This is a genomic window from Stutzerimonas azotifigens DSM 17556, assembly GCF_000425625.1.
GTDB classification, from domain to species: domain Bacteria; phylum Pseudomonadota; class Gammaproteobacteria; order Pseudomonadales; family Pseudomonadaceae; genus Stutzerimonas; species Stutzerimonas azotifigens.
Window position 1 is genome coordinate 25917 of sequence record NZ_KE384410.1, and the last position, 22086, is coordinate 48002.

Below are 22086 nucleotides of genomic sequence, written 5' to 3' on the forward strand. Positions count from 1 at the left end.
GTCGCAAACCCGCGCCGTTACTGGCTTTGCGGCGTTTTCGTACTCCTGATAGCACGATAGGCGTACTCCCGATAGCACGATACCCGGCACTCCTGATAGCACGAGGCCGTCCACAGCTTTTCCCGCAGTTATCCCCGTGCCGTGAACGGCACGGGCCGGAAGGTCAGCAGTTCCAGCTTCTCGTCCGGCATCGACTCGATGCCCAGGACGTAGCCGGGCAGCGACTGCCGCGCGACCAGCACGCGCAGGTCGTAGGCGAAGTCCGAGAAGCGCGCCGCGCTGCCGGACTTGCGGTGCAGATGCCGGAAGTCGAATTGCCAGCCGTGTTCCTGCCGCCCGCCGTGCTTGCGCACCAGGCGATACAGCCAGCGTTCGATGCCACCTTTCAAGCGGAAATAGGCCGGGTCGATGGTCAACACCAGGGCGGCATCGAGCACGCCGGCATAGAACCAGTCCGGCAGGATCAGCTCGATGCCCAGCGGCGTGCCGCTGGCGTCGGCCAGCTCGCGCCATTCGTTCACCCACGAAAAGCGGTGCAAGCGCCTCCCGGTGGTTTCGCGGATGGAAGTCGCCACGCTGGTCGATTGCAGCCGGTCGAGCGCGGCTTTCAGGCGCTGGTAGTCGTTCAAGGACGTGCCGCGCCCGATGAAGCGCAGGATTTCGTAGGGCGTGGCGTGTATCCAGCGCGACGGGCGAATGCCTGCGTCGCGCGCCTCCACGATCTGCGAGGCCGCCCAAATCAACACGTCGGCATCCCATATCGTGGCGATGCCGTGCTCGGCCGTGCCTTCCACGCGGATGGTGATGTTCCCGCTGCGGAAGTCGATCGGCGCCGTGCGCCGCGACTTCGCCAGCGAGAAGAACGGAAAGGCCATCAAGTCCTGGCTGTCGCGCGGCGCCATGCCGTCGCCCGGCAGCGCGCGGAACAGGTCGAGCTGTTCCCGCTGCTGCGATCGCTGCCCCGACGGCAGCGATGGGCTGGACATGACGATGGCCACCGGCGAGCCGACGATCAGCGGCCATCACGGTAGTCGCCCGCGTGACGCTCGGCATATTCCGGGTCGGACGTGGCCTCGTAGCTGCGCTGGTCGGCCCAGGCATCGAGGTCGGCCACCGCGTACATGACGCGGCGGCCGAACTTGCGGAACTTCGGGCCGCCGCCGATCACGCGCTGTTTCTCCAGCGTGCGCGGCGACAGACGCAGGTATTCGGCGGCTTCGTCGTTGGTCAGGTAGCGTTGGGGCTGCACGGGCGCAGCGACAGCAGCGGCGGCAGGCCGCAAGGGAGCGGGTCGCATGGGATGTACCTCCATCAAGCCCGGCCACACCACGCGGCCGGATAGAGGCACTTTCAAGAAAGCAAGGCTTCCTGCTCAGGGACGTTTTGCAGGGGATGCAGCGCGTCCCTGTGCAACGGGCGGAAGCTGTGCCAGGCGGCGATAGCCGCCGCGCATCAGCGCATCGCCCCGGTGCACCAGTCGCCGCACGCGGGCGCGCAAGGCGCTATCGGCGTACCAGTCGGCGGCGACAGCATCGACGCCGAACAGCCCTTCGGCCACGTCGCGCAGGGACGCGCCCGCGAGGGTGCCGTCGAGCGCCTGGAGCGTGTTCAACTCCAGCAGCGCAGCGGGTGCCGGCCGCGACCGTGCCGTTCCCGCTGGCGCTGCATCGCCAGCGGCGGCCAGCTTGTCCAGTTCGGCCGCCAGCGCCTGATAGCGTCCGCAGGATGCGGCGCAGGCGCGAATGGCATAGGCGTAAGCCATGCCGTCGGCCAGGCCGGGAGCGATCACCAGCCGCAGGCAGCAGCCCAGCCAGCGTGTCAGCAGCACCAGGCGCTTGCCGTCGTGGATCAGGTGCTTCTGGCCGGGAAGGCACCAGAACGCGAAAGCCACCGCGTCGGGCGGCGGGTCGGCGTCCGGGTAGAGCTGCACTACCGCATCGTGATCGGGGAACCAGGCCGGGTGCGCGTCGCGCGCATCCAGGGCGGGATCTTCCAGCAGGCGCAGTCCCCAGCGCGCGGCGGCCTCTGGCCGGCGGCGGCGGCGCAGCCAGTCGCGGCGGTAGTCGGGGTGGCGACGCAGGTATTCCCACGCCAGCGCGGGGCCGTCGAGGTGCAGCATGTAGAGATACGCGGCGGTCGGATACCAGTGTTCGGCGCTCGGGTCAGCCATGACGCAGCCTCCTGTCATTCAGCAGGAACGTCGCCACGGATTCCGCTGTGCGGGAGCTATCGAGTCGCCATCAAGTCGTCATCGAAATCGGGGTACTCTGTAACTGCGGTGTCAAGACCGATTGGCTCCAGGGCATTGCGGAAATCGTCTGAATGCGACGGTTGCGCGCCACAAAAATGGTGCGCAGCATGGAGCACCGTGCAGCAGCCCGCGCCATAGATCATGACTGTTTGCATCAGAAGCGCACCGCTTCGGTGCAAGAGTGCGGATTCAGACCAATCAGGTCTTGGGTAAGACTGAAATAGTCAGAATGCGCCGTCGTTGGCTGGGACTGCTCAGTCGGTGATCGAACCGTTTTCCTCGGCCAGCCGCAGGTACTCCGACAGCCGCCGCACGGGCTGGAAGTAGCGATCGCGCATCACAGGTTGCTTGTGCGGCCCGACGATGGACGCCAGATCGGACAGCTTCACATGGCCCAGGCCGGGCATGCCTATTCCCAGGTCGATCAGCCCCCATGCCGTATCGCCATCGGCCGGGTCGAGCGCGGCCAGCAGCCAGGTGGCGTGCGCGTCGGGGGTGAACAGTCGCACCGCCGGCATTGGGTCGATGCTTCGGCCAGCGGCGCGTGCCGCGCCGACGGCGAGCAGTTGCGCCCGCTGTTCAGCGGTGACGAGCGGCTGGGTCATGGCCCGAATCCCCACGCATCCGAGGATGCACGGATACGATTTTCCACCGAAGCGCGGAACCGCCGAAGCGGATGCGTGCTTTGGCGGGAAAGCACGAAGGCGCAAGCCATCGAATCCGTACATGCACGGAAACGCGGAAGCGGAATTGCGCAGGCCAGGAAAGACACAGATGCGGTTCCCAGATTCTGTCGGAATCCGCCCATGCGGATTTCTGCAAAGGCACGAATACGGAAATCAACGACACCAAATGCGCACTATAGTTTGTAGCCCTATAGTGCGCAATCGGCTGTCATCTTGGTTTTCTAAGGAAAACCATAGGTGGCGGCGAAAGACTCATTGGCGACAGCAATACGGACGGTCAGGAAAGCGCGCGGCTTGAGCCAGGAAGCGTTCTCCGACGTGTCCAGCCGTACCTACCTGAGTTTGCTGGAGCGCGACCTGAAGAGCCCGACCATGCACAAGCTGACCGAGCTGTGCGAGGTCATGGACGTGCATCCGCTCACGTTGCTGACGCTGGCCTATGCCGGCGACAGCACGCGCAGGGCCGATCAGCTTCTGGCGCAGGTGCGCCAGGAGCTGGAGGCGGTGTTGAAGGAACGCGACACGCCGTAGGCGCGTGCGTGACGTGCTGCGCCAGCAGCACGGCGCCCCGCCGCAATGGACGGGGCGCGGTGGGCGGCCGTCAGGCTGCCTTGGGCTTGCTGCGCGACCAGATCAGGTCGTGCGTGCCGTCCTCGTTCTCGATCAGGCGGGCATAGACCGTCGCCGGGAACGAAGGGTCGTCGATGCTCACGGACAGGTACTCGCGCCCGGCCTCACTGGTCTTCTTCCACGCCGCGCCGATCTCGTGGCCGGCCGCCTGAAGGTGGAAGTCGGGGGCGTTCTCGCTGTCGCCCTTGTCGTTGGGAACCAGCTTGACCTTGACGTTCAGGGTCAGGGTGCGGAGCTGGCCGGTGAAGCCGTCTTTCTCTGCGGTGAAGGTGCCGATGTTAGCCATGATGTTTCTCCTTTCGGGTTGAACAAGGTCGCGCCAGTGCGTCCTTGTTGTGATCCGGCCGGCGGGGGATGGGCTGGCCGCACCGCGCAGCGGTCGCAACACCGTGGAGAACCTGGAAGCGAAAAGAATTTGCCGCGCGAGGAAGCCGCGCAGCGGCGGGGAAATTGTTTTCGCTGGAAGGTTGCGGCCATGAAGCCCAAGGCGTAGCCGTTCCCTCGCCAGGATTCACGACAAGCCAAGGACGCACGGGCCGCCCGCCCCCGAAAGGAGACATGGCCGACTCGGCATCCCCGCGTGACGGCTGCACCGGCTTGCGCCCTGACGCGAACCAGGTCAAAGCCCCGACGACAAGGCCAGAGCGCCCCTGCCGCAGCGCGCGACCACATGCTTGAGGCGTGGTGTGGATGCTCCATAGCGAGGCCGGGTGGCGTGTCGGTGAATCGCCCTTCGTGACGTACAGGCGCGAATCGCCAGCGTCGGGGACGGCACGCTATCGCACAACCTGCCGCAGCAAGCCGGGGCGTAGCCCTACAAGCCCCGCCCATTGCGGCGGGGCGCCATCGAAACCTTGCCCGCGCCAGCGGGCACCGATGGACGTGTCGCGTGCAAGGCACTTGCACGTCCGCCCCGTTGCCGCCTGGACGAAGGCGGCAACGGGGCGATTTTGACTTCGACGTTGGAACCGGGCGCGGCCACCGACGCCCCGGATTTTTGACCACCGGCCCCAAGGCGGAACGGCTTGGGGCCGGTGCTGCTCGTTATTCCTTGGTTTCGACAATCCACCACGCGGCACGCGGCAAGGTGTGGCCGGTAATGGGATGTAGGTCGGTCAGGTCGGCGCGGGCCGTCCAGCCACGCGGCGGACGGTAGCCGCGCACGTCGCCATCGCCGTGCCAGCGGCGGGCGCGTACCGTACCGGGGGCATAGATCGCCGCCATGCGCGGGCGGTCCGTGGTGTTGCGGCTCATGATAGGAATCCTTGGCGTGAAGCGCCCCGGCCGGAACCGGGGCGCTATCTGCGGTGCAGGATCACGCGGCCAGTGCCTCGGCCTGCGGCAGCTCATCCGCCACGGCGGCGACTTCCTCCGGCGCTTCGGCGCCCGCATCCACTGCCACGGCCTGCGCGTCCTGTTGCGGGCTTTCGGTGCGGAAGATGGCGGGCATCCAGCCCGTACCATCGGCCAGCCGTTCCGCTTCGCTGGCAATGTCGGCCTTCTTCAACTTCGCCAGCCGTGCAGCGTGCGACGGTGCGAACTCGCCCACGGCTTCCAGAATCGCGGCCTTCGGCACATGCTGGAAATACCCGTCTGCGGTGGGCTGCCACCATGCGGCCATGTCCAGCCCCACAGCCTGCGCCAGTTCCGCGCCCGGCTGGTGCGCAGTGGCGCGAGGCGTCACCACGTCCACGGTCGCCGCTACGCATACCGCCAGCAGCCGCACCAGTTCGCCTTGCTCCATCGCCAGCAGCGCGACGAACAGTTCGGCGCTGTCCTGCGGCAGCGCTTCGCCCGCGACCTGCTGCAACTCGCGCTGGGCGACGGCGGCGGGCGACTCGGGCCAGTCGGGGGCCATGCCTTCCAGCCGGTCTTGCACTTTCAGGCTCACGCCCAGCGGCAAGTCGTGGCCGTAGTGGTTGTCCTGCAAGACGCTCTGCACCATGCCATGCACCAGCGCGGCCAGCGCGACTTGCGGATGCCGGGCGACTTCGATTTGCAGCGCGGCGGTGCGGTGCGCGCTCAACCGCTGCGCCAGCCGGTCGGACAGGCTCGCGGCCTTGGGCTGCTCGGTGTCCTCGCCTTCGTCGTCGTTCCCGGCCTCGCCTTCCGCGCTGCCGAAACCCTGCCGCAAGCGTTCCAGCGTGCGCAGCGCCTTGGCTTCTGCCTCGCGCAGCAGCCCGCGATGAATCACGGCTTCGCCGCTGCGGTCGAGGGTGACGATGGCGCCGGCCACGGCGCGCACATCCGGGGCGTAGCCCTGCAAGGCTTCCTCCACGGCTTGCAGTTCCCCGGCAACCTGTTCGCGGCGCGGTTCCAGCGCTTCGGTCTTGTCCTCGTCCTCGGCGTCGTAGGCTTCTTCCAGTTCGGTGTCGATCTTGTCGAGGCGGGTTTGCAGCGAGGCGATGCGGCGGGCTTCGCGGGCGCTCGGTTCGCGGCGCTGGCGCGGTGCGTTCTGGAACGCCTGCCGCTCGGCGTAGCTCATGTGCGGCACGGCTTCGACCCACGCCCAACCCTCGGCGCGCACGTCCCCAGCCAGCGCATCCAGCTTGCCGCGCACCAGCGTTTCCAGCAGCGTGGCGTCGGTCAGGTAGGTTCCGGCATCGCCTTCCGCGAACAGGTCGCGGCGGATGCCGCCGCCCGCCGCCGTGTAGGCGTCCAGCCCGGCGAAGCGCACCAGCGGATGCGTGGCGTCGATTTCGCGTTCGGTCAGGCGTTCGCGCAGCGCGGACGCGCCACGCTGCCATTCTGGCGCACCGTAGAACGCGCTTTCCTGCGCGGCGTGGTCGTCGGTGATGGTCAGGGCCATCAACTGTTCCAGGGTGACGGCTCCGGCGCGGTAGTCGGCCAGCAGGCGCGGCGAGACGTTGGCGAGTTTGAGACGGCGCTGCACCACCAGCGGGGTCACGCCGAAGTCGGCGGCAATGTCTTCGATGGGGCGGCCTTCCTTGACCAGTGCGGCGAACGCCTCGAACTGGTCGGCCGGGTGCATCTGCTCGCGCAGCAGGTTTTCCGCGAGGCTGACGGTACGGGCCGAAGCATCGGGCACCAGCAGGCACGCCACTTCGTAGTCGGCAGGGATGCGCTTCTTCTTCGCCAGCAGCTTCAACGCGGTCAGTCGGCGGTCGCCGGCCACCACTTCGTACTGCTCGCCATCGGCGGCGAGGATGACGACGAGATTTTGCAGCAGGCCGATGCGGGCGATGCTCGCGGCCAGTTCGGGAATGGACAGGCGCGGGGTCTTGCGTGCGTTGCGCTTGGAGCGGCGCGGCAGCAACTGCGAGAGTGGAACCAAAATCAGGTTCTTGCTCGGGTCGGCCACTTCCAGCGGCGCGGCAGTTTCGATGGCGCGGGTTTCGGTTTGGGTAACGGCGTTCATGGTGATAACTCCTTGCGGTTAGGGATGCAGCAGCGAGAGAAGCGGCAAGGGCTGCTGCCTGCCCCTGCCGCGTGGGGGTTCAGGCTTTCAACTGGCGCATGCCATCGGCCAGCAGCCAAAGCGCACGGTTGAGGCGGATGTTCTGGTCGATGCCCTGTACCGGGCGGGTTTGCTGGCGGCGTCCGTTGGCGCTGCGCCCGCGCAGGCCGCCTTGGGTCAGGTTCTCTTGCGTGCGGTTGAACACGCTCCACAAGTCCGGGCGGCGGTCATCAAAGCGGCGCGGCATCAGGATTTGCGATTCCGTGATGGGCGCGGGCTTGTCGGGGTCGTCGTACTTGAGGGCCAGCGCGGCGCGGGCGAACACTTCGGATTCGCCATCGTTCAAGGTGATGGCGCGCATGGAATCGCGGGATTCCTGCACGCGGTCGAAGCCGCGCAAGACTTCGTAAGCGCCTTCGATGACGGAACCGGCCACGTCGCCTTTGTGGGGCACGCGCACGTCCGCCACCGTGTCGCCGCAGACAAGGCCATTGCTGCACACGAACCGGAACATTCCGGCCAGCATCTGATAGCTGCTCGTGCCGTCATGCGAGTTCAGCAGCACGATTTCGTTAGCCTCCGCGCCGTTGATCTGGCTGGCGTGGCGCAGGCGCAGCATGTGTTTGGTGTAGTCGCGGCGGTCGTCGTGGCGCACGCGGGTTTGCGCTGCCATGAAGGGTTCAAACCCTTCCTTGCGTAGTTCCGCCAGCACGGCGGCGGTGGGGATATAGGCGTACCGTTCGGAACGGCTTTCGTGCGGCGCGTCCGCGAAGATGGACGGGGCCACACGGCGGATTTGGTCATCGGACAGCGGGTAATCGCTGCGCAGCGACGGGGAACGGGAAGCGAATCGGGATGCGAGTTGCATTGCATTTCTCCTGACGAAAAGGGTTTGCTGTTCAAACCGCACACCGGATTCCTAGATTCGGAGCCCAGCCTTTCGGCTGTTCGGTGCGGTCGGCACGAGGAACCCGGTTGGCCCTGTTGCCACCGTCTTTCCTGAGTTCATCGCCCGCGGCCAAAGGAGCGCGCGGACGGGGGCCGTCAAGGAGACAAGCGCAGGGTTGGTGCGGCCCGCAGGCGCAGCCGAGGACACGGCCCTGCGCGCCTTGACGGCACACGGGAGCGGGCTACGGTCGCGGGTAAGGTGATGAAGTCAGGGGAGACGGCTGGACAAGGCAACGGCCATCCCTTTGTGCTGACCGCACGCAAGCGAAGCGCGCAGGCCCGAAGCTGGAAGCCGGGCCGGAGGCGTCAGGGATGTGGAAGGCTGGCGAATGCCAGTCCCGTCAGGGATGAGCGAATAGCGAACCTGGAGCAGCGCGGTCCGCGAAGCGGAGACGCAGGCGCACACTTTCAGCTATCATTTGTAAGGAAATTTACAAGAAAGTATTTCAAGCCAGCGATTAATTACGACTTCAGTTAAATAACTATCGCAATCCTCAATTCGAGATTTGCTTCATCGAAGCACCAACGACAAATGGAGATAAGTCATGGCGAATAAATGCTTTCTGAGCTTTCACTATAAACAGGATAGTTGGCGCGTGTCGCAAGTTCGGCAAATCGGAGCTATCGAAAAACAGCCTCTACTGGATTCGAACAAATGGGAAGAAATCAAGAAAGCAGGCGATGATGCCATCAAAAAATGGATCGCCGACAACATGAAAGGCAAAGAATGCCTTGTCGTACTTGTGGGCGAGAAGACTGCCAGCCGCCGCTGGGTCAAACACGAGATAAAGAAAGCCTGGAAGGACGGGCTGGGTGTACTCGCCATCCATGTCCACAATCTGAAAGACTCAGACGGAAATCAGTCGTCGAAAGGATCTAATCCGTTTACAGGCCTCACCGTTGATGGAGAAGCTGTCACGGGTAAAGTCTACGATCCGCCATACACCACCAGCACCAATGTGTATGACTACATCAAGTCGAATATTGAAACTTGGGTCAGCGACGCTATAAAGGCACGATGAACCGGCAATATCTGAATTGCATCCTGCGAGGTGTCGTTTGCTGTGGAGGATGCGGGTCACCTACATCCAAATTTGCCTGGGTTTAGTGTAATAGATGGAGTCAAAATGCCACGCAGAACATTCTTTTCTTTTCACTATGAGCCTGATGTATGGCGCGCCTGGAATGTCCGCAACAGTTGGGTTGTGAAGGAATCCGATGAGGAAAGCCGGGGCTTCTTTGACAGCAGCGTGTTTGAGGCATCGAAAAAAGAGAGTGACGATGCACTAAAGACTTTTCTCCGCAAGGGGTTGGAGAATACTTCGGTAACTTGTGTCCTTGCTGGAACCCATACATGGTCACGGCGATGGGTGCGCTACGAAATTGCTCGCAGTGTTATCAAGGGAAACGGCTTGCTAACCGTTTTCATTCACGGTGTCCAGAATAAAGACAAAGCGACATCTACAAAGGGTGCTGATCCATTGGCGCAGATGGGACTTTATAGAACCGATCGCGGCATATATCTCGCCGAGTGGAAGGACGGAAAGTGGGTGGCCTACGCAGATTACACGCTTGCGATTCCTGAGGGTGATCTGTGGTTCACAGCACCAAAAACGAATAGCGTAGTCCAACTGTCAAATCACTGCCTGAGTTACGATTTCATAGGCCAGGATGGCAGGAAAAATATTGGCGGATGGATTGAAACTGCTGCGGGAATGGCTGGCCGATGAGCGAGAACTCAAGCATGAGATCACCCTACCAGCTTATCCTGCTGGGTGCGGTCCATGGGCATGACACTCGCCTCCGCCGTAGCGTTGATCTGGCGCTTCAGGGGCTCGGGATTCCGAGCAACGCAATTACGTTTCTCAGCGATGCCAACGCCTCTAACCGCAGCTTAAAATCGCCGGTGATGGCAGTATTTTTCGGCTCGTCGGAAAGCACTGCCGATACCGCACTTGTGACGGAGTTGATTGATGACTCGATCGTTATCGCTCCGGTCGTTTCGGATTTGTCCCAGGTTCATGCAGAAATTCCGCCGCAGCTCAGACATGTCAATGCTATTGTATTGGGCACCAACGATGAAGGCATCACCCGCCTCGTTACGCTAGTCCTTGAGACATTTAGGCTGTTGCGACGTGAGCGACGACTTTTCATCAGTTACAAACGAACAGGGTCTCAGCCGCTGGCCGATCGGTTGTACGATGCGCTCGATGCTCGTGGCTTTGACGTTTTCATCGACGTGAGGTCAGTGCCTCCAGCCGCAGATTTCCAATCACAACTCTGGCACAGGATGTCGGATTCCGATGTCGTGGTGCTGATCGACACACCTGGCTTCAGAGAAGGTCGTTGGACGGCTGAAGAATTGGCGCGCGCAAACGCGACCAATGTGCAAATCTTGCACCTACTATGGCCGGGGCAAAAGGAAGACCCTGCATCGTCCTTCAGCCACTTCATGAAGCTTAGGCGTCGGGACTTCTTTGGATTTATTCCAATGCGGGGGCGTTGGGCCACGAAGGGATTGGTGACGAGAATTTGCGACGAGGTCGAACGGCTACGCGCACCAGCAATTGCCGCCCGCCACCGATATTTGGTCGATAACTTTTGCGACGCCGCCCGCGACGAGGGACTTGATCCAAGTGTTCAGATTGAAGGCTGGATTTCTCTCAAAACCGAGTCCAATCGAACGCTGGCGATCGTACCGGCAGTGGGAATACCAACCGCTGATCGCATCAACGAAGTGTTCGAAGCCATTACCAACCCCACTGTTGAGACGAGAGAAATATGGGTGATTTACGACAATAGAGGTGTACTGAGAACGTGGCTCTCTCACCTAGATTGGCTTGACTCGTATTTGCCGATCCGGGCCGTGCAAATGTCGAAGGCGCCACAACTTCTGAAGGAGCTCACCGCATGATAGATATATTTCTATCTGCCAGCGTGCCTTTGCCTGATCGCAATCGGGTATTTTTCGACACCGCCGATGTTCTTGCTATACGGGAAGCAATCAAGGCTTTGGTTGAAGTAGTGTTGCCGATTGGACGAATCACGTGCGGCGGCCATCCGGCGATAACGCCGCTATTGGCTCTCTTTTCCCGCGAGGCAAACCTTGACCGCAACAGGGTGGCGATTTACCAAAGTAAGCTTTTTGAGGGTCGATTGCCTCCTGAGCTAGCGGAGTTCGTCGACGTGCATATGGTGCCAGCGGTTGATGGCAACAGAGAAGCCAGTTTGACGGCCATGAGGCAAGCAATGATCGAAAGCCGCCGTTTCAGCGCAGCGGTGTTCGTCGGCGGCATGGAGGGGATCTATGAGGAGCATAAATTGTTCGTCGAACACCATCCCAAAGCTACAGTGCTCCCGCTTTCAACAACAGGGGCCGCCGCCAAAATAATTTATCAACAGGGAGAATATGATCCAATTTTTTCACGCGACCGAACCTATTCCAGCTTATTTCGTCGAAAGCTTCTGCCTGTGGATTAGCCGGGAAATTTTGCAGTAACTGCGTTCAGTAAGCTTGATGGAGCGAATAAAAAAATGGGGCCGCCTGTGCAGCCCCCTCGGTTCACAATAGCCCTCGCTCTGCAAATGAAGTTGTTTCCTGCCCGGCCACAACGACGTGATCCAGTGTGCGCACCTCCACCAGCGTCAGAGCCTCTTTCAGTCGCTGCATCAGTGAAAACCTGGCGAGTTGGATAGAAGGGGCGGTATCCGCTCGCTAAAATGCTGGAGCAATTCGTCAGAACAGCGATCCAGTCTTCATTGGATGTCCATACAGTTCAGAGATTTGCCCTTGAAACTGCGTCTGTCCGCCATAGCTCGGATGCCTCACGCAGATAACAGGCACGCTATCCGTGATTCGATGAGCGGCTGCGGCAGCATCGTTGCCGATGGCGACGATGCGCGAGGGACGAAGCAGAACGATGAGCTGTTGTAGTAGCTCTTCGCCGGCTCGCCTTTCACGGGCGTTGTGTTGCCGGTTGGTGAACGGATCCCCTGATTCATGAGGGTGAAGTGGGAAAACATTCCAGAGAAAGATGCGAGCATCAATGTGCTCTAGCATTCCCCATATAACCGCAGCGGTTCGCTCGGCTACGGCATTGCCGACTGTGGGCCGTTCTGGAGCCAGATCGACATTCCAACGTTTGGCATGTTGGCTCATGTGAACATCGTCAGTCAGGGCCAACCCAGTTCGGCGGCCTCCGCGATACCCCAAATCTCGACCGATCCAAATCGCATCTACAGGCTCCTCTGAAGCGCGACGCAATAATGCGGAAAGTGCGGCGGCGCGGCGGCGGGGCGCGTCTCGACGATCATGAACTTCACAGCGATCAGAATAAGGATTGAAGCAGTCCTCAAATTGCAGCGAGGAAACTGATTCAACAAAGGGGTGGATTTTCATTCTTAAGACTCAAGCGGCATATATTGTAGGGTGCGTTCTTTTCGGTTGCCGATGATCCAGCCGCCTTGATTTTTCTTGATTTGACGGAATACGGAATATCCGTCCATGATGGCTTTTTCCCAAAGCTTTAGCGGGCACTTCTCAACCTCATAGCCACTCACAAACTCTTCAATGGTTTTGAGAATCCCAAGGGAAACCTTTTCTTGATTCTCAAAATAGTTTAATTCCTTGGCTCTAGAGAAAATCCATGCCGTAAGCCCTTCCTCAACGACGATTGCCCGGCCGCTGTCTTGCTCTTCATCATATTTGGACTGGCTCTTTCGCTTGTGCTTGATCAATGCCCGTATTACAGGTGACCAATGCAAGATGGCTGCATATGCAAAATGGAAAACATCATGAAATCGGTAGCCATCTCGGTCAGCGATGTTGTCGGTCAGGGGATCACCTATGAATACGCCATTCCATTGGAGATAGCTTTTGCCGCTACCGCGTTGATTGACTCGGATCTTGAACTCTCTAGGGAGCTGCTCTTCTATTCCAAACTCGCTATCGAAATCAAGGCCAATCAGGTCAACCGCCTGTGGCTCCAAGAATGCACCCCTAGCTTTCCGGAGGTTCCCCCGCGCTACGTCCGAGAACGCCAACTCTGCGGCATGGATTGCATCGAGATAGGCTCGCGCGAAGGTGACCACGTCATTGCGCGCAGGCCCACTTCCCAGCAGAGCTGCGGCCGCCTGCCCCAAGCGTACCAAGGTAATGTCCAACGACGCAGGGGCCGCCACAGGCATGGCGATGTAAGCGAATGCACCTTCGGCTATGTCGCTTGCTGCCCCTATGTTCTTGAAGTTCCCGTGATTCGCCGCCTCGGCAAAGATATCTTCAAGTGGAGCTTGCATGCGCCGGCAGATCGCAGCCAAATACCAAAGCGTATCACCGAATTCTTCTTCCGCCGCCCTTCTGAAACCAGGGTACGCAGATTTTTCCCGGACATGTTTTTTGACAGTAGACATTATTCCACCGACTTCCCCATAAAGCCCTTGAAGGACAGGATTGAAATCGGTTGGACTGAGTACATCCGTAGCTGCAATTTCCGAAGCGTAGTCCGAAAGCAGCAGAGAACCTTCCTTGTGCATCGGTTACCTCCGAAGCGTCAGCCATTCGAATGGAGCGCCCTGATATCCATTCAGCCCAAAGCTACGAACCCATTGCTCTAGGTTCGCAATCAGTTTTGGATCGTCAAAAGTAGTTAGACCTATTCCTGTTTTGCATAGAGACCGGCCTTGCTGGTCTTTTAGCTCTTCCGGGAACTCCGGCCCCTCTCCTCCGAAGTACACGAAGTCATTGCTGATGAGAACCCTGTTTACACCCGTGTCGCGAGTGACGTGATCAGGATTAAGTGAACCATCGGGGCGAGAGTGAAAGGAATCTCGTTGCTGCCAGACGGCCGCTGGTGCGGCTCTGAAGTAGATATTGTCCCCGCAACTTTGCTTCCGACTACCGTTGCGATAGGGCTTTTTAGATTCAAACCGTGGATCTGCCCCATATTCATCAAATGTCATCGTTTCGGTGACTTGCATCGCATAAACCAGATACCCGCCTCGCCGAACACTTCGATCATTGCTGCCACTGCCTACCACCCAATCACCGATGTCAGCGCCCTTGCGGATATTTGGCTTGCAGGTTGCAAGCGTGCAGTATTCGTAAAAGGGATTGGGTGCGAAACCACTGTCGTACCGCACCACGTAGGAGTGGACACGTGCCATCAGCAGGGATGCCTTTTCAGAGGAACCGGATCACAGGCGCCACCGTCGGGTTTTTCCCATGTATCTTTTCCGTTGATCGCATCAATGATTGAGTCACCATTCCAGCCGACCAAGGCATCGGCGTATTCTTTCAGTGCCTCAGGAATGTCGCATTCCTTCTCACCATGCTCCCAGATGCCAACAATACGTTTGCCTTGCTTGGCTGCATATTCGATTTCCCAGGTCACCCAGTCGCTATCTTTCGTCTGGGGTGAGACGTAGCAAATAAATACGCCCGCCCAGTTTATCGCTGGGGCCAGAATCTGCGTCTTGATGTAATGCTCATCCGTGGCGTTGTTGAACTTTCCTGTATGGATGGAGGAGTCCCTTACATCCATCCCTTTCGGAGCCAGCAGATCTTTGAGCTTTTGGAGCCCATGATCGTCCTTATGGACATGGCTGATAAACACGTTCCTTTTCTCTGCCATCTGTCACCTCCATCGACGTTTTGATAGCGTAAAAGATCGTAACTGAAATTAGGTGGTTATGGCAGAAAACGCAGATCAATCAAAGGATCGCCCGGAGCCCCTTGTCGGCGATGATGTTGAGCAGCTTCAGCGCCGGGCCAGCGGGTCGGGTTTCACCTTGCTCCCACTTGCGCACGGTCGAGGCCGAGGTGTGCAGGTGATGCGCGAACACCGGCTGGCTGAATTTCAGCGTCTCCCGTAGGCGCCTAATGTCCTCGGCGCCAAACTCCCGCACTGGCGGCGGGCAGATCGCGTCGAACTCGCGCATCGTCACCTTGCTGATCGCACCCACTTCATGAAGCGTGGCCAGGTCGTCACGCAGGGATTCAATGATCTTGCTCACAATGCACCTCCAATAACACGCCCGACTGCAACGCCTTCGATAACGTTTCCCCGGACAGTTGCAAGAACGCTTTGCCGGCGAATTGCAGCGCCTTCTTCTCGTCCTGCGTGATGTTCGCCTTGTCGTTCTTCGGGAACCCATGCAGGAACACGTAGCGGCTGCCGATCCTGGCCGATACCAGTGTGCGGTAGCCGCCGCTTTTACCACCACCGGGGCGGGCCACCCGCTTCTTGTAGAGGGAGCCGCCCAAGTCCGCGTCGATCAGACCGCTTTCCATCTCCTGAACCGCCTTGCACAACGCGGCATCGGACAGCTTCTCGCCCGACTGCCAGCGTGCAAAGTCCTTGCGCTTGAGGATGACCGTCATTTCGACCTCCAAACTATACCCGAAACGGGCATACTTTTCCAGTCTCCGGTGTAGCACCTAGATAGAAGGGATGGCCCGCCCGATTGTCGTGACGCCGGCACGACAATCGGAGCCGACTGGACGGGATGCCGGCCACCGATCCGCGGGCATCCTTGACCGAAATCAGCAGCGCATAGGCCGACCACGGCAGCGTGAAGACCTTGGCCAGCTCGGCGAGGCCGAATTTCCCAGACACTGTCTCGGAAATTGCGGAACGGGGATAGTCGGCCGCCAAGGCAGCGGGGGGCGCCACCGAAAGCGTCCTCTTGCTCATGCCGTGGCCTCCGCAGGGCGCCGCGCGCCCGTGATGGCCTGCCGCCGACTCGCCACCAGTTCGGCAGCATCCCGCACCGGCTTGTCCTCGGTGTGGACGTAGTGCATGAACATCGCCACGGTCTTGTGGCCCGTCAGCTTCATGCCTACCTTGGTCGGCACTCCCGAATTGGCAATGTCGGTCGTGGAGCGGTGGCGGATGCCGTGCGTGCCGACGTGTGGGACGCCGGCTGCCTTGAGCACCCGGCACCATCCGCCATAGTGCTCGCCAAAGGTCAGGTGCTTGGTCGGGTCGTTGGGCGAAGGCAGGACGTAGGGGCAACCTTCTCGGCGCGGTGCCGTCGAGAACAGTCGATAGGCTTCCGCGCTCATGGGCTTGGAGAGGCCGCCGGTCTTGCTGTCGGGCCAGACCACGCGCCGGTTCTCCAGATCGACCCAATCCCATTCAAGCATGCAGATTTCGGAGCGGCGGCCGGCGAACTCGAATTGCAGGCGAATCGCCAGCGGGATGACGTAGTTCTCCAGTCCTTCCGCCTCCAGCTTCTCCAACTGGCGGAAGATCAGCGCCAGTTCGTCGTCCACGATGAGCCGGGTTTCCTCGCCGGGCGGGTACATCGGGACGTGGCGGCACGGGTTCGTGCCGTCCGGGCGGTAGCCCCACACTTCGGCCAGGTTGAACATCTTGCGCAGCACGCCGAAGGCGTTGTTCGCCTCGGCGGGCTTGTAGGCCAGTTTCTCCATCAGCCCGGCAATGTCGGGCCGCTTCACGTCCTGCACCTTCTTGCGGCCGATCAGCGGGACGATGCAGCGGTCGATGACGGCCTGATAGCCGCGCTGCGTGCTCGGCTTGTTGCGCTTCTTGGAGTAGTCCTCCATGAACTTCTTGCACAGCGCTTCGACCGTGGGCGCCTTGCGCGCCTCGGCCTTGGCGCCGCCGGGGTCGCCGCCTCGGCGAACCTCGGCCAGCCAGTCCTGCGCCATGACGCGGGCCTGCTCCACGGTCAGTTCCCCGAACAGGCCCAGCGAGGGCTTGCGGGGCTGCCCGGAGTTCGTGCGGTACTGGAGCATGAACACCCGACGGCCCTTCGGGGTAATCTTGCAGAGGAAACCCGGCACCACGGTATCCCGTAGTTCGATGTCCTTGGCCTGGGGTTGCGCCGACTCTACGGCGGTCTTGGTGAGCTTGATCTTCGCCATGATGACTCCTTGGAACGACCCGAATTCCAAGAGCCAGATAGGAGCGGCGCGAGGGAAAACCGGGTCAAGTTTCAGAAAGCACCGGCATATGATGGACGCGCGTAAGTCCTTGATAAACCTGCTTCATCGAGCTACGGCGCAGTCCAGCGAAGTACCGGGCTGGAGTCATCGTCAAACAAAAAAGTTCCGGGGCCGGGTTGAGCCTAGCCGTTAAGCGAATGCTGCGAGTGGCCGGTGGTCTCCTTATAATTCCGCGCACCTTAAGGAGTAGCCTAGATGCCAAACCTCGTCCTCGCGGATCTCACCGCGGAAATCGACGCCAGCGTCCGCCGCGCCCTCGCCGAGGATGTCGGCACCGGCGACATCACCGCGCAGCTGATTCCAGCCGAGCGCCTGGCGCATGCCTCGGTGATCACCCGGGAGGAGGCCGTGGTCAGCGGTACGGCCTGGGTGGATGCGGTGTTCCGCCAGCTCGATCCGCGCGTGGCCGTGCACTGGCAGGTGGTCGACGGCGACCGGGTCCGCGCCGACCAGGTGCTGTTCCATCTCGAGGGACCGGCGCGCGCCCTGCTGACCGGGGAGCGCACGGCGCTGAATTTCCTGCAGCTGCTTTCCGGCGTGGCCACCCGCTGCCGGTACTACGCCGACCTGGTCGAAGGCACGGGCGTGCGCCTGCTCGACACCCGCAAGACCTTGCCGGGCCTGCGCCTGGCGCAGAAGTACGCGGTGACATGCGGCGGCTGCCACAACCACCGGATCGGCCTCTACGACGCCTTCCTGATCAAGGAGAACCACATCGCCGCCTGCGGCGGCATCGCCGAGGCGGTGCGGGCGGCGCGGCGGATCGCACCGGGCAAGCCGGTCGAGGTGGAGGTCGAGGATCTCGATGAACTGCGCCAGGCGCTGGATGCCGGCGCCGACATCGTCATGCTCGACGAACTGAGCCTAGCGGACATGCGCACGGCCGTGTCGCTCAGCGCCGGCCGGGCGAAGCTGGAAGCGTCCGGCGGGATCGACGAAGTCACCCTGCGGCAGATCGCCGAGACCGGGGTGGATTACATCTCCATCGGAGCGCTGACCAAGCACGTCCGGGCGGTGGACCTGTCGATGCGGCTGCGTCAGTAGGGGCGGGGTGGTAAGACGGTGCCGGCGGACGCCGGCACCCGAGGGGTCAGAGGCGGCTCTTCAGGCCGAAGTTCTCGTGCAGCGTGCCGGGCGCGTCGGCGGATTTCGGCGCGTAGTCCTTCGGCGCTTCGGTGAAGGCCGGTGCGCTGAGCCGTTCACGTGTGGCCGCGTCCTCGTTGTGCAGGGCGGCGAGCAGGCGCTGGCGGGTCTGCTCGTCGAGCGCGAGGCGGTTGGCGCCCTCGGACAGGTGCTCCTGCATGTCCTGGTAGCTGTTGGTTAGCTTGCGCAGCAGGCTCGCGGTGGTGTTGAAGTGGGTGATCACTTCGCTCTGGTAGGTGTCGAAGCGCTCCTGCAGGTCGTCGACCTGGCGCTGGGTGCGGCTGGGGGCCGTGTTGCGGGCTATCAGGTAGCCGATGGCGATGCCGGCGATCAGGCCGACGATCGGGAGCAACCAGGTCGCGAGGGTCTGTTCCACGAGTCCTTCCTCTGTAAACGGCTGTGCGTGCAGCGGTCGAAGCCGACGGCATGCGGTGCGGGCGGCCATCTCACAGCAGCGTCCGGGCCGGTTTCGCCTGCCGGCACGGTGGTGTTTCGATGGCCTGTTACGTTAACGTCTCGTTCCGGCGCTGTACACCGCCGCAAAAGGCTCCGGTCGGTGACAGCCCCCGGAGAAGACGAGTCGACCCCGGCGCGGGTCACGGAGTTCCCACCTTGCTCAAACGCGAAGAATCCCTGGTCATCGAAGGCCCCAGCGGTGCGCTGGAGGCCCTGCACTATGCCGAGCCCGAGGCGGCGCGCATCGCGCTGCTCTGTCATCCCAACCCGGTGCAGGGCGGCACCATGCTGAACAAGGTCGTCTCGACCCTGCAGCGCACCGCGCGCGATGCCGGCTACGCCACCCTGCGCTTCAACTACCGGGGCGTCGGCGCCAGCGCCGGCAGCCACGACATGGGCGAGGGCGAGATCGACGACGCCGCAGCCGCACTGCGCTGGTTCAGGACGCAATACCCCGACCGTCCGCTCACCTTGATGGGCTTTTCCTTCGGCGGTTTCGTCGCGGCAAGCCTGGCCGCCCGCCTGGAGGCCGCGGGCGAGTCGGTCGAGCGCCTGTTCATGGTGGCCCCGGCGGTGCACCGCCTGGCCGACAAGCCGTTCCCGGAAAGGGGCACGCTGACCATCATCCAGCCGGAGGCCGACGAAGTGGTCGATCCGCAGACGGTCTATGCCTTCTCGGCGGCCCTGCAGCGCCCCCACGAGTTGCTGAAAGTGGCAGAATGCGGCCACTTTTTTCACGGCAAGCTGGTCGAGCTGAAGGAGCTGGTGCTGCCTCGCCTGTGACCCGCCGCCAAAGACGCAAGAGCCCCACATGACCACTCGTATCCTTACCGGCATCACCACCACCGGCACGCCGCACCTGGGCAACTATGCCGGCGCGATCCGCCCGGCGATCGCCGCCAGCTGCGACGCGGCGACCGACTCCTACTACTTCCTCGCCGACTACCACGCGCTGATCAAGTGCGACGACCCGCTGCGCATCCAGCGCTCGCGCCTGGAGATCGCCGCCACCTGGCTGGCCTGCGGGCTGAATACCGACAAGGCGACCTTCTACCGCCAGTCCGACATCCCCGAGATCCCCGAGCTGTGCTGGCTGCTGACCTGCGTGACGGCCAAGGGCCTGCTCAACCGCGCGCACGCCTACAAGGCCTCGGTGGACAAGAACGTCGAGGCCGGGGAGGACCCGGATGCCGGCGTCACCATGGGCCTGTACAGCTACCCGGTGCTGATGGCCGCCGACATCCTCATGTTCAACGCCCACAAGGTGCCGGTCGGCCGCGACCAGATCCAGCACGTGGAGATGGCGCGCGACATCGCCCAGCGCTTCAACCACCTGTTCGGCCGGGGCCGCGAGTTCTTCACCCTGCCCGAGGCGGTGATCGAGGAAGAGGTGGCGACGCTGCCCGGCCTCGACGGACGCAAGATGTCCAAAAGCTACGACAACACCATCCCGCTGTTCGCCAGCGCCAGGGAACTGAAGGCGGCGATCGCCCGCATCGTCACCGACTCGCGCCTGCCGGGCGAGCCGAAGGACCCGGACAGCGCGCACCTCTACACCCTCTACCAGGCCTTCGCCACGCCGACGCAGCTGGCCGAGTTCCGCGCCGCGCTGCTCGATGGGCTGGCCTGGGGCGAGGCCAAGGAGCGCCTGTTCACGCTGCTCGACAACGAGCTGGGCGAGGCGCGCGAGCGCTACCACGCGCTGATGGCGCGGCCGTCCGAGCTGGAGGACATCCTCCTGGCCGGCGCCGCCAGGGCCCGCGGGATCGCCACCCCCTTCCTCGGCGAGCTGCGCGAGGCGGTGGGCCTGCGCAGTTTCCGCAGCGAGACCCGCGCGGCCGCGCCGGCGAAGAAGAAGGCGGGCAAGACGCCGCGCTTCGTCAGCTTCCGCGAGCAGGACGGCAGTTTCCGCTTCCGCTTCCTCGCCGCCGATGGTGAGGAACTGCTGCTGTCGCGTCCGTTCGCCGATCCCAAGGCGGTCGGCGCCGTCACCCAGCGGCTGCTGGCGAGCGGTGCCGACGCCCTGGAGCTTCGCGAGGACGAAGGAAACCGATTCAGCCTGTGGCTGGACGGCGAGTGCATCGGCGACAGCCCGGCGCACGCCGACGGCGAGGCGCTGGACGCGGCGATGCTGCGGCTGCGCGATGCCGTGGCGAGCCTGGCCGCCGCCGACTGACGGGCGCCTGTGCACGCCCTCGGGCCACTTTTCGACACATCATGCGAGGGCTCCCTTGAACGACCTGACTAAATTGCCAAGTGCCGAGGCCGCGGCTAAAGTGGCGGCCCCGCTTCACTACCCCGACTCCGCGATGACTCCCCTCGAGCGCTATCAGGCAGACCTGAAACGTCCTGACTTCTTCCACGACCCGGCGCAGGAAAACGCGGTACGCCACCTGCAGCGCCTGTACGACGACCTGGTCGCGGACGACCGCGGCAAGGGCGGCCTGCTCGGCAAGCTGTTCGGCAAGAAGAAGCAGGGGCCGATCAAGGGCATCTACTTCTGGGGCGGCGTCGGCCGCGGCAAGACCTACCTGGTCGACACCTTCTTCGACGCCCTGCCGTTCGAGCGGAAGATGCGCACTCACTTCCACCGCTTCATGAAGCGGGTGCACGAGGAAATGAAGACCCTCAAGGGCGAGAAGAACCCGCTGACCATCATCGGCAAGCGCTTCGCCGACGAGGCCCGGGTGATCTGCTTCGACGAGTTCTTCGTCTCCGACATCACCGACGCCATGATCCTCGCCACCTTGCTGCAGGAACTGTTCGACAATGGCGTGACGCTGGTGGCGACCTCCAACATCGTGCCCGACGGCCTGTACAAGGACGGCCTGCAGCGTGCCCGCTTCCTGCCGGCGATCGCCCTGCTCAAGGAACACACCGAGATCGTCAACGTCGACAGCGGGATCGACTACCGCCTGCGCGCCCTGGAGCAGGCCGAGCTGTTCCACTTCCCGCTCGGCGAGGAAGCCGAGCAGAGCCTGGAGCGCAGCTTCAAGAGCCTGCTGCCGGAAAACAGCAAGTGCCAGCTCGACGAAGTGCTGATGATCGAGAACCGCGAGATCCATGCGCGCAAGGTCTGCAACGACGTCGCCTGGTTCGAGTTCCGCGAACTCTGCGATGGGCCGCGCAGCCAGAACGACTACATCGAGCTGGGCAAGATCTTCGGCGCGGTGCTGCTGGCCAACGTCGAGCAGATGGGCGTGGCCAAGGACGACATGGCGCGGCGCTTCATCAACCTGGTCGACGAGTTCTACGACCGCAACGTCAAGCTGATCATCTCCGCCGAGGTCGAGCTCAAGGACCTGTATTCCGGCGGCCGCCTGGAGTTCGAATTCCAGCGCACGCTCAGCCGCCTGCTGGAAATGCAGTCGCACGAATACCTGGCGCGGCCGCACAAGCCTTAAAGCGGAAAAGACGATAAAGAGCGCTGGAGGCTGGACGGAATAACGTGGCCGTCCCGGCCTTGGGTGTTCGGTTGTAGGAGCGAGCTTGCTCGCGAACGGCGAGCGGTGAGGCGATGGGCCCGCCATGCACCAATTCGCCAGCAAGCTGGCTCCTACAAAAGCCTGCCGCTGGGCCATCATCT

The 22086-nt window shown here is 62.3% G+C and carries 26 protein-coding genes and 1 pseudogene; 9 read left to right on the top strand and 18 right to left on the bottom strand.

The window, feature by feature from the left end; all coding sequences use genetic code 11:
* Positions 1-128: 128 nt before the first annotated feature.
* The 4 genes from H610_RS0113485 to H610_RS0113500 all read right to left on the bottom strand — a co-directional run bounded on the left by H610_RS0113485 (position 129) and on the right by H610_RS0113500 (position 2856).
* Entirely contained in the window at positions 129-986 is an 858-nt protein-coding gene (locus tag H610_RS0113485) for a replication initiator protein A (RefSeq protein ID WP_156867395.1), read from the bottom strand.
* 26 nt (positions 987-1012) lie between these two features.
* Positions 1013-1282, bottom strand: coding sequence for a helix-turn-helix transcriptional regulator (locus H610_RS0113490; protein ID WP_003488056.1), 270 nt, complete (start codon positions 1280-1282; stop codon positions 1013-1015).
* Positions 1283-1372: 90 nt separating this feature from the next.
* Positions 1373-2170 carry a DUF2285 domain-containing protein gene (locus tag H610_RS0113495; RefSeq protein ID WP_028240160.1) on the bottom strand — a complete coding sequence of 266 codons (798 nt, stop codon included), beginning with the start codon at positions 2168-2170 and terminating at the stop codon, positions 1373-1375.
* A gap of 335 nt (positions 2171-2505) precedes the next feature.
* Positions 2506-2856: a DUF2958 domain-containing protein gene (locus H610_RS0113500; protein WP_015476702.1), complete on the bottom strand. Its 351-nt coding sequence runs from the start codon at positions 2854-2856 to the stop codon at positions 2506-2508.
* A gap of 318 nt (positions 2857-3174) precedes the next feature.
* Here H610_RS0113500 and H610_RS0113505 point away from each other — a divergent pair, with 318 nt between their 5' ends.
* On the top strand, positions 3175-3468 hold the full coding sequence (locus H610_RS0113505; protein WP_015476703.1) for a helix-turn-helix domain-containing protein: 294 nt from the start codon (positions 3175-3177) through the stop codon (positions 3466-3468).
* 70 nt (positions 3469-3538) lie between these two features.
* Here H610_RS0113505 and H610_RS0113510 read toward each other — a convergent pair whose 3' ends face one another.
* The 4 genes from H610_RS0113510 to H610_RS0113525 form a co-directional block, all read right to left on the bottom strand.
* The gene (locus tag H610_RS0113510) at positions 3539-3853 is read right to left on the bottom strand and encodes a DUF736 domain-containing protein (RefSeq protein WP_014646114.1); all 315 of its coding nucleotides are present in this window, start codon (positions 3851-3853) and stop codon (positions 3539-3541) included.
* Between the two features lie 758 nt (positions 3854-4611).
* Complete coding sequence (locus H610_RS0113515; protein ID WP_028240162.1) at positions 4612-4821, bottom strand: hypothetical protein; 210 nt, start codon at positions 4819-4821, stop codon at positions 4612-4614.
* 61 nt (positions 4822-4882) lie between these two features.
* Positions 4883-6946 carry a ParB/RepB/Spo0J family partition protein gene (locus tag H610_RS0113520; protein WP_028240163.1) on the bottom strand — a complete coding sequence of 688 codons (2064 nt, stop codon included), beginning with the start codon at positions 6944-6946 and terminating at the stop codon, positions 4883-4885.
* 79 nt (positions 6947-7025) lie between these two features.
* Positions 7026-7853: a DUF932 domain-containing protein gene (locus H610_RS0113525; protein ID WP_028240164.1), complete on the bottom strand. Its 828-nt coding sequence runs from the start codon at positions 7851-7853 to the stop codon at positions 7026-7028.
* A gap of 625 nt (positions 7854-8478) precedes the next feature.
* On the opposite strand from H610_RS0113525, the gene H610_RS24980 reads away from it, so the two are divergent.
* From H610_RS24980 to H610_RS24990, 4 genes are all read left to right on the top strand, one after another.
* Positions 8479-8955 (top strand): TIR domain-containing protein, encoded by a 477-nt coding sequence (locus tag H610_RS24980; protein WP_033041353.1) that lies wholly within the window; start codon positions 8479-8481, stop codon positions 8953-8955.
* A 105-nt stretch (positions 8956-9060) separates the two neighbouring features.
* Positions 9061-9663, top strand: coding sequence for a TIR domain-containing protein (locus H610_RS24985; protein ID WP_033041352.1), 603 nt, complete (start codon positions 9061-9063; stop codon positions 9661-9663).
* A 14-nt stretch (positions 9664-9677) separates the two neighbouring features.
* Positions 9678-10847 carry a toll/interleukin-1 receptor domain-containing protein gene (locus tag H610_RS23890; RefSeq protein WP_158407679.1) on the top strand — a complete coding sequence of 390 codons (1170 nt, stop codon included), beginning with the start codon at positions 9678-9680 and terminating at the stop codon, positions 10845-10847.
* Entirely contained in the window at positions 10844-11413 is a 570-nt protein-coding gene (locus H610_RS24990) for an SLOG domain-containing protein (protein ID WP_033041349.1), read from the top strand. The genes H610_RS23890 and H610_RS24990 overlap by 4 nt, the downstream gene beginning before the upstream one ends.
* Before the next feature lie 82 nt (positions 11414-11495).
* Here the strand turns inward: H610_RS24990 and H610_RS24995 are convergent.
* From H610_RS24995 to H610_RS0113560, 9 genes and pseudogenes are all read right to left on the bottom strand, one after another.
* Positions 11496-11606: pseudogene (locus H610_RS24995) on the bottom strand (JAB domain-containing protein); the annotation flags it as partial.
* A gap of 63 nt (positions 11607-11669) precedes the next feature.
* Positions 11670-12332 carry a uracil-DNA glycosylase gene (locus H610_RS25000; protein WP_071534888.1) on the bottom strand — a complete coding sequence of 221 codons (663 nt, stop codon included), beginning with the start codon at positions 12330-12332 and terminating at the stop codon, positions 11670-11672.
* Positions 12333-12334: 2 nt separating this feature from the next.
* Entirely contained in the window at positions 12335-13465 is a 1131-nt protein-coding gene (locus H610_RS0113540; protein WP_028240166.1) for a nucleoside triphosphate pyrophosphohydrolase family protein, read from the bottom strand.
* Positions 13466-13468: 3 nt separating this feature from the next.
* Positions 13469-14095, bottom strand: coding sequence for an Nmad2 family putative nucleotide modification protein (locus tag H610_RS25005; RefSeq protein WP_033045760.1), 627 nt, complete (start codon positions 14093-14095; stop codon positions 13469-13471).
* Complete coding sequence (locus H610_RS0113545; protein ID WP_028240167.1) at positions 14095-14562, bottom strand: TIR domain-containing protein; 468 nt, start codon at positions 14560-14562, stop codon at positions 14095-14097. The genes H610_RS25005 and H610_RS0113545 overlap by 1 nt, the downstream gene beginning before the upstream one ends.
* Positions 14563-14641: 79 nt before the next feature.
* A complete protein-coding gene (locus tag H610_RS0113550; RefSeq protein ID WP_028240168.1) occupies positions 14642-14944 on the bottom strand; it encodes a helix-turn-helix domain-containing protein in 303 nt (100 codons plus the stop codon).
* A complete protein-coding gene (locus H610_RS0113555; protein WP_028240169.1) occupies positions 14928-15311 on the bottom strand; it encodes a type II toxin-antitoxin system RelE/ParE family toxin in 384 nt (127 codons plus the stop codon). Before H610_RS0113555 ends, H610_RS0113550 begins: the two co-directional genes overlap by 17 nt.
* A 13-nt stretch (positions 15312-15324) precedes the next feature.
* Positions 15325-15624 carry a hypothetical protein gene (locus H610_RS25495; protein ID WP_033045758.1) on the bottom strand — a complete coding sequence of 100 codons (300 nt, stop codon included), beginning with the start codon at positions 15622-15624 and terminating at the stop codon, positions 15325-15327.
* The gene (locus H610_RS0113560) at positions 15621-16820 is read right to left on the bottom strand and encodes a tyrosine-type recombinase/integrase (RefSeq protein ID WP_028240170.1); all 1200 of its coding nucleotides are present in this window, start codon (positions 16818-16820) and stop codon (positions 15621-15623) included. The genes H610_RS25495 and H610_RS0113560 overlap by 4 nt, the downstream gene beginning before the upstream one ends.
* 276 nt (positions 16821-17096) lie before the next feature.
* Between H610_RS0113560 and nadC the strand changes: the two genes are divergently transcribed.
* Positions 17097-17945, top strand: coding sequence for a carboxylating nicotinate-nucleotide diphosphorylase (gene nadC / locus H610_RS0113565; protein ID WP_028240171.1), 849 nt, complete (start codon positions 17097-17099; stop codon positions 17943-17945).
* A 46-nt stretch (positions 17946-17991) separates the two neighbouring features.
* On the opposite strand, the gene H610_RS0113570 is transcribed toward nadC, so the two are convergent.
* A complete protein-coding gene (locus H610_RS0113570) occupies positions 17992-18420 on the bottom strand; it encodes a YhcB family protein (RefSeq protein ID WP_028240172.1) in 429 nt (142 codons plus the stop codon).
* A 236-nt stretch (positions 18421-18656) separates the two neighbouring features.
* Here H610_RS0113570 and H610_RS0113575 point away from each other — a divergent pair, with 236 nt between their 5' ends.
* The 3 genes from H610_RS0113575 (at position 18657) to zapE (ending at position 21904) form a co-directional block, all read left to right on the top strand.
* Positions 18657-19283 (top strand): alpha/beta hydrolase, encoded by a 627-nt coding sequence (locus H610_RS0113575; protein ID WP_028240173.1) that lies wholly within the window; start codon positions 18657-18659, stop codon positions 19281-19283.
* Between the two features lie 28 nt (positions 19284-19311).
* Entirely contained in the window at positions 19312-20676 is a 1365-nt protein-coding gene (locus H610_RS0113580; protein ID WP_028240174.1) for a tryptophan--tRNA ligase, read from the top strand.
* Positions 20677-20809: 133 nt separating this feature from the next.
* A complete protein-coding gene (gene zapE / locus H610_RS0113585; protein ID WP_028240175.1) occupies positions 20810-21904 on the top strand; it encodes a cell division protein ZapE in 1095 nt (364 codons plus the stop codon).
* Positions 21905-22086 lie beyond the last annotated feature (182 nt).

Coding starts and splice junctions, on each gene's coding strand:
- H610_RS0113485 (WP_156867395.1), bottom strand. CDS start 986: ATGTCCAGCCCATCGCTGCCGTCGGGGCAGCGATCGCAGCAGCGGGAA.
- H610_RS0113495 (WP_028240160.1), bottom strand. CDS start 2,170: ATGGCTGACCCGAGCGCCGAACACTGGTATCCGACCGCCGCGTATCTC.
- H610_RS0113500 (WP_015476702.1), bottom strand. CDS start 2,856: ATGACCCAGCCGCTCGTCACCGCTGAACAGCGGGCGCAACTGCTCGCC.
- H610_RS0113510 (WP_014646114.1), bottom strand. CDS start 3,853: ATGGCTAACATCGGCACCTTCACCGCAGAGAAAGACGGCTTCACCGGC.
- H610_RS0113515 (WP_028240162.1), bottom strand. CDS start 4,821: ATGAGCCGCAACACCACGGACCGCCCGCGCATGGCGGCGATCTATGCC.
- H610_RS0113520 (WP_028240163.1), bottom strand. CDS start 6,946: ATGAACGCCGTTACCCAAACCGAAACCCGCGCCATCGAAACTGCCGCG.
- H610_RS0113525 (WP_028240164.1), bottom strand. CDS start 7,853: ATGCAACTCGCATCCCGATTCGCTTCCCGTTCCCCGTCGCTGCGCAGC.
- H610_RS24980 (WP_033041353.1), top strand. CDS start 8,479: ATGGCGAATAAATGCTTTCTGAGCTTTCACTATAAACAGGATAGTTGG.
- H610_RS24985 (WP_033041352.1), top strand. CDS start 9,061: ATGCCACGCAGAACATTCTTTTCTTTTCACTATGAGCCTGATGTATGG.
- H610_RS23890 (WP_158407679.1), top strand. CDS start 9,678: ATGAGATCACCCTACCAGCTTATCCTGCTGGGTGCGGTCCATGGGCAT.
- H610_RS24990 (WP_033041349.1), top strand. CDS start 10,844: ATGATAGATATATTTCTATCTGCCAGCGTGCCTTTGCCTGATCGCAAT.
- H610_RS25000 (WP_071534888.1), bottom strand. CDS start 12,332: ATGAAAATCCACCCCTTTGTTGAATCAGTTTCCTCGCTGCAATTTGAG.
- H610_RS0113540 (WP_028240166.1), bottom strand. CDS start 13,465: ATGCACAAGGAAGGTTCTCTGCTGCTTTCGGACTACGCTTCGGAAATT.
- H610_RS25005 (WP_033045760.1), bottom strand. CDS start 14,095: ATGGCACGTGTCCACTCCTACGTGGTGCGGTACGACAGTGGTTTCGCA.
- H610_RS0113545 (WP_028240167.1), bottom strand. CDS start 14,562: ATGGCAGAGAAAAGGAACGTGTTTATCAGCCATGTCCATAAGGACGAT.
- H610_RS0113555 (WP_028240169.1), bottom strand. CDS start 15,311: ATGACGGTCATCCTCAAGCGCAAGGACTTTGCACGCTGGCAGTCGGGC.
- H610_RS25495 (WP_033045758.1), bottom strand. CDS start 15,624: ATGAGCAAGAGGACGCTTTCGGTGGCGCCCCCCGCTGCCTTGGCGGCC.
- H610_RS0113560 (WP_028240170.1), bottom strand. CDS start 16,820: ATGGCGAAGATCAAGCTCACCAAGACCGCCGTAGAGTCGGCGCAACCC.
- nadC (WP_028240171.1), top strand. CDS start 17,097: ATGCCAAACCTCGTCCTCGCGGATCTCACCGCGGAAATCGACGCCAGC.
- H610_RS0113580 (WP_028240174.1), top strand. CDS start 19,312: ATGACCACTCGTATCCTTACCGGCATCACCACCACCGGCACGCCGCAC.
- zapE (WP_028240175.1), top strand. CDS start 20,810: ATGACTCCCCTCGAGCGCTATCAGGCAGACCTGAAACGTCCTGACTTC.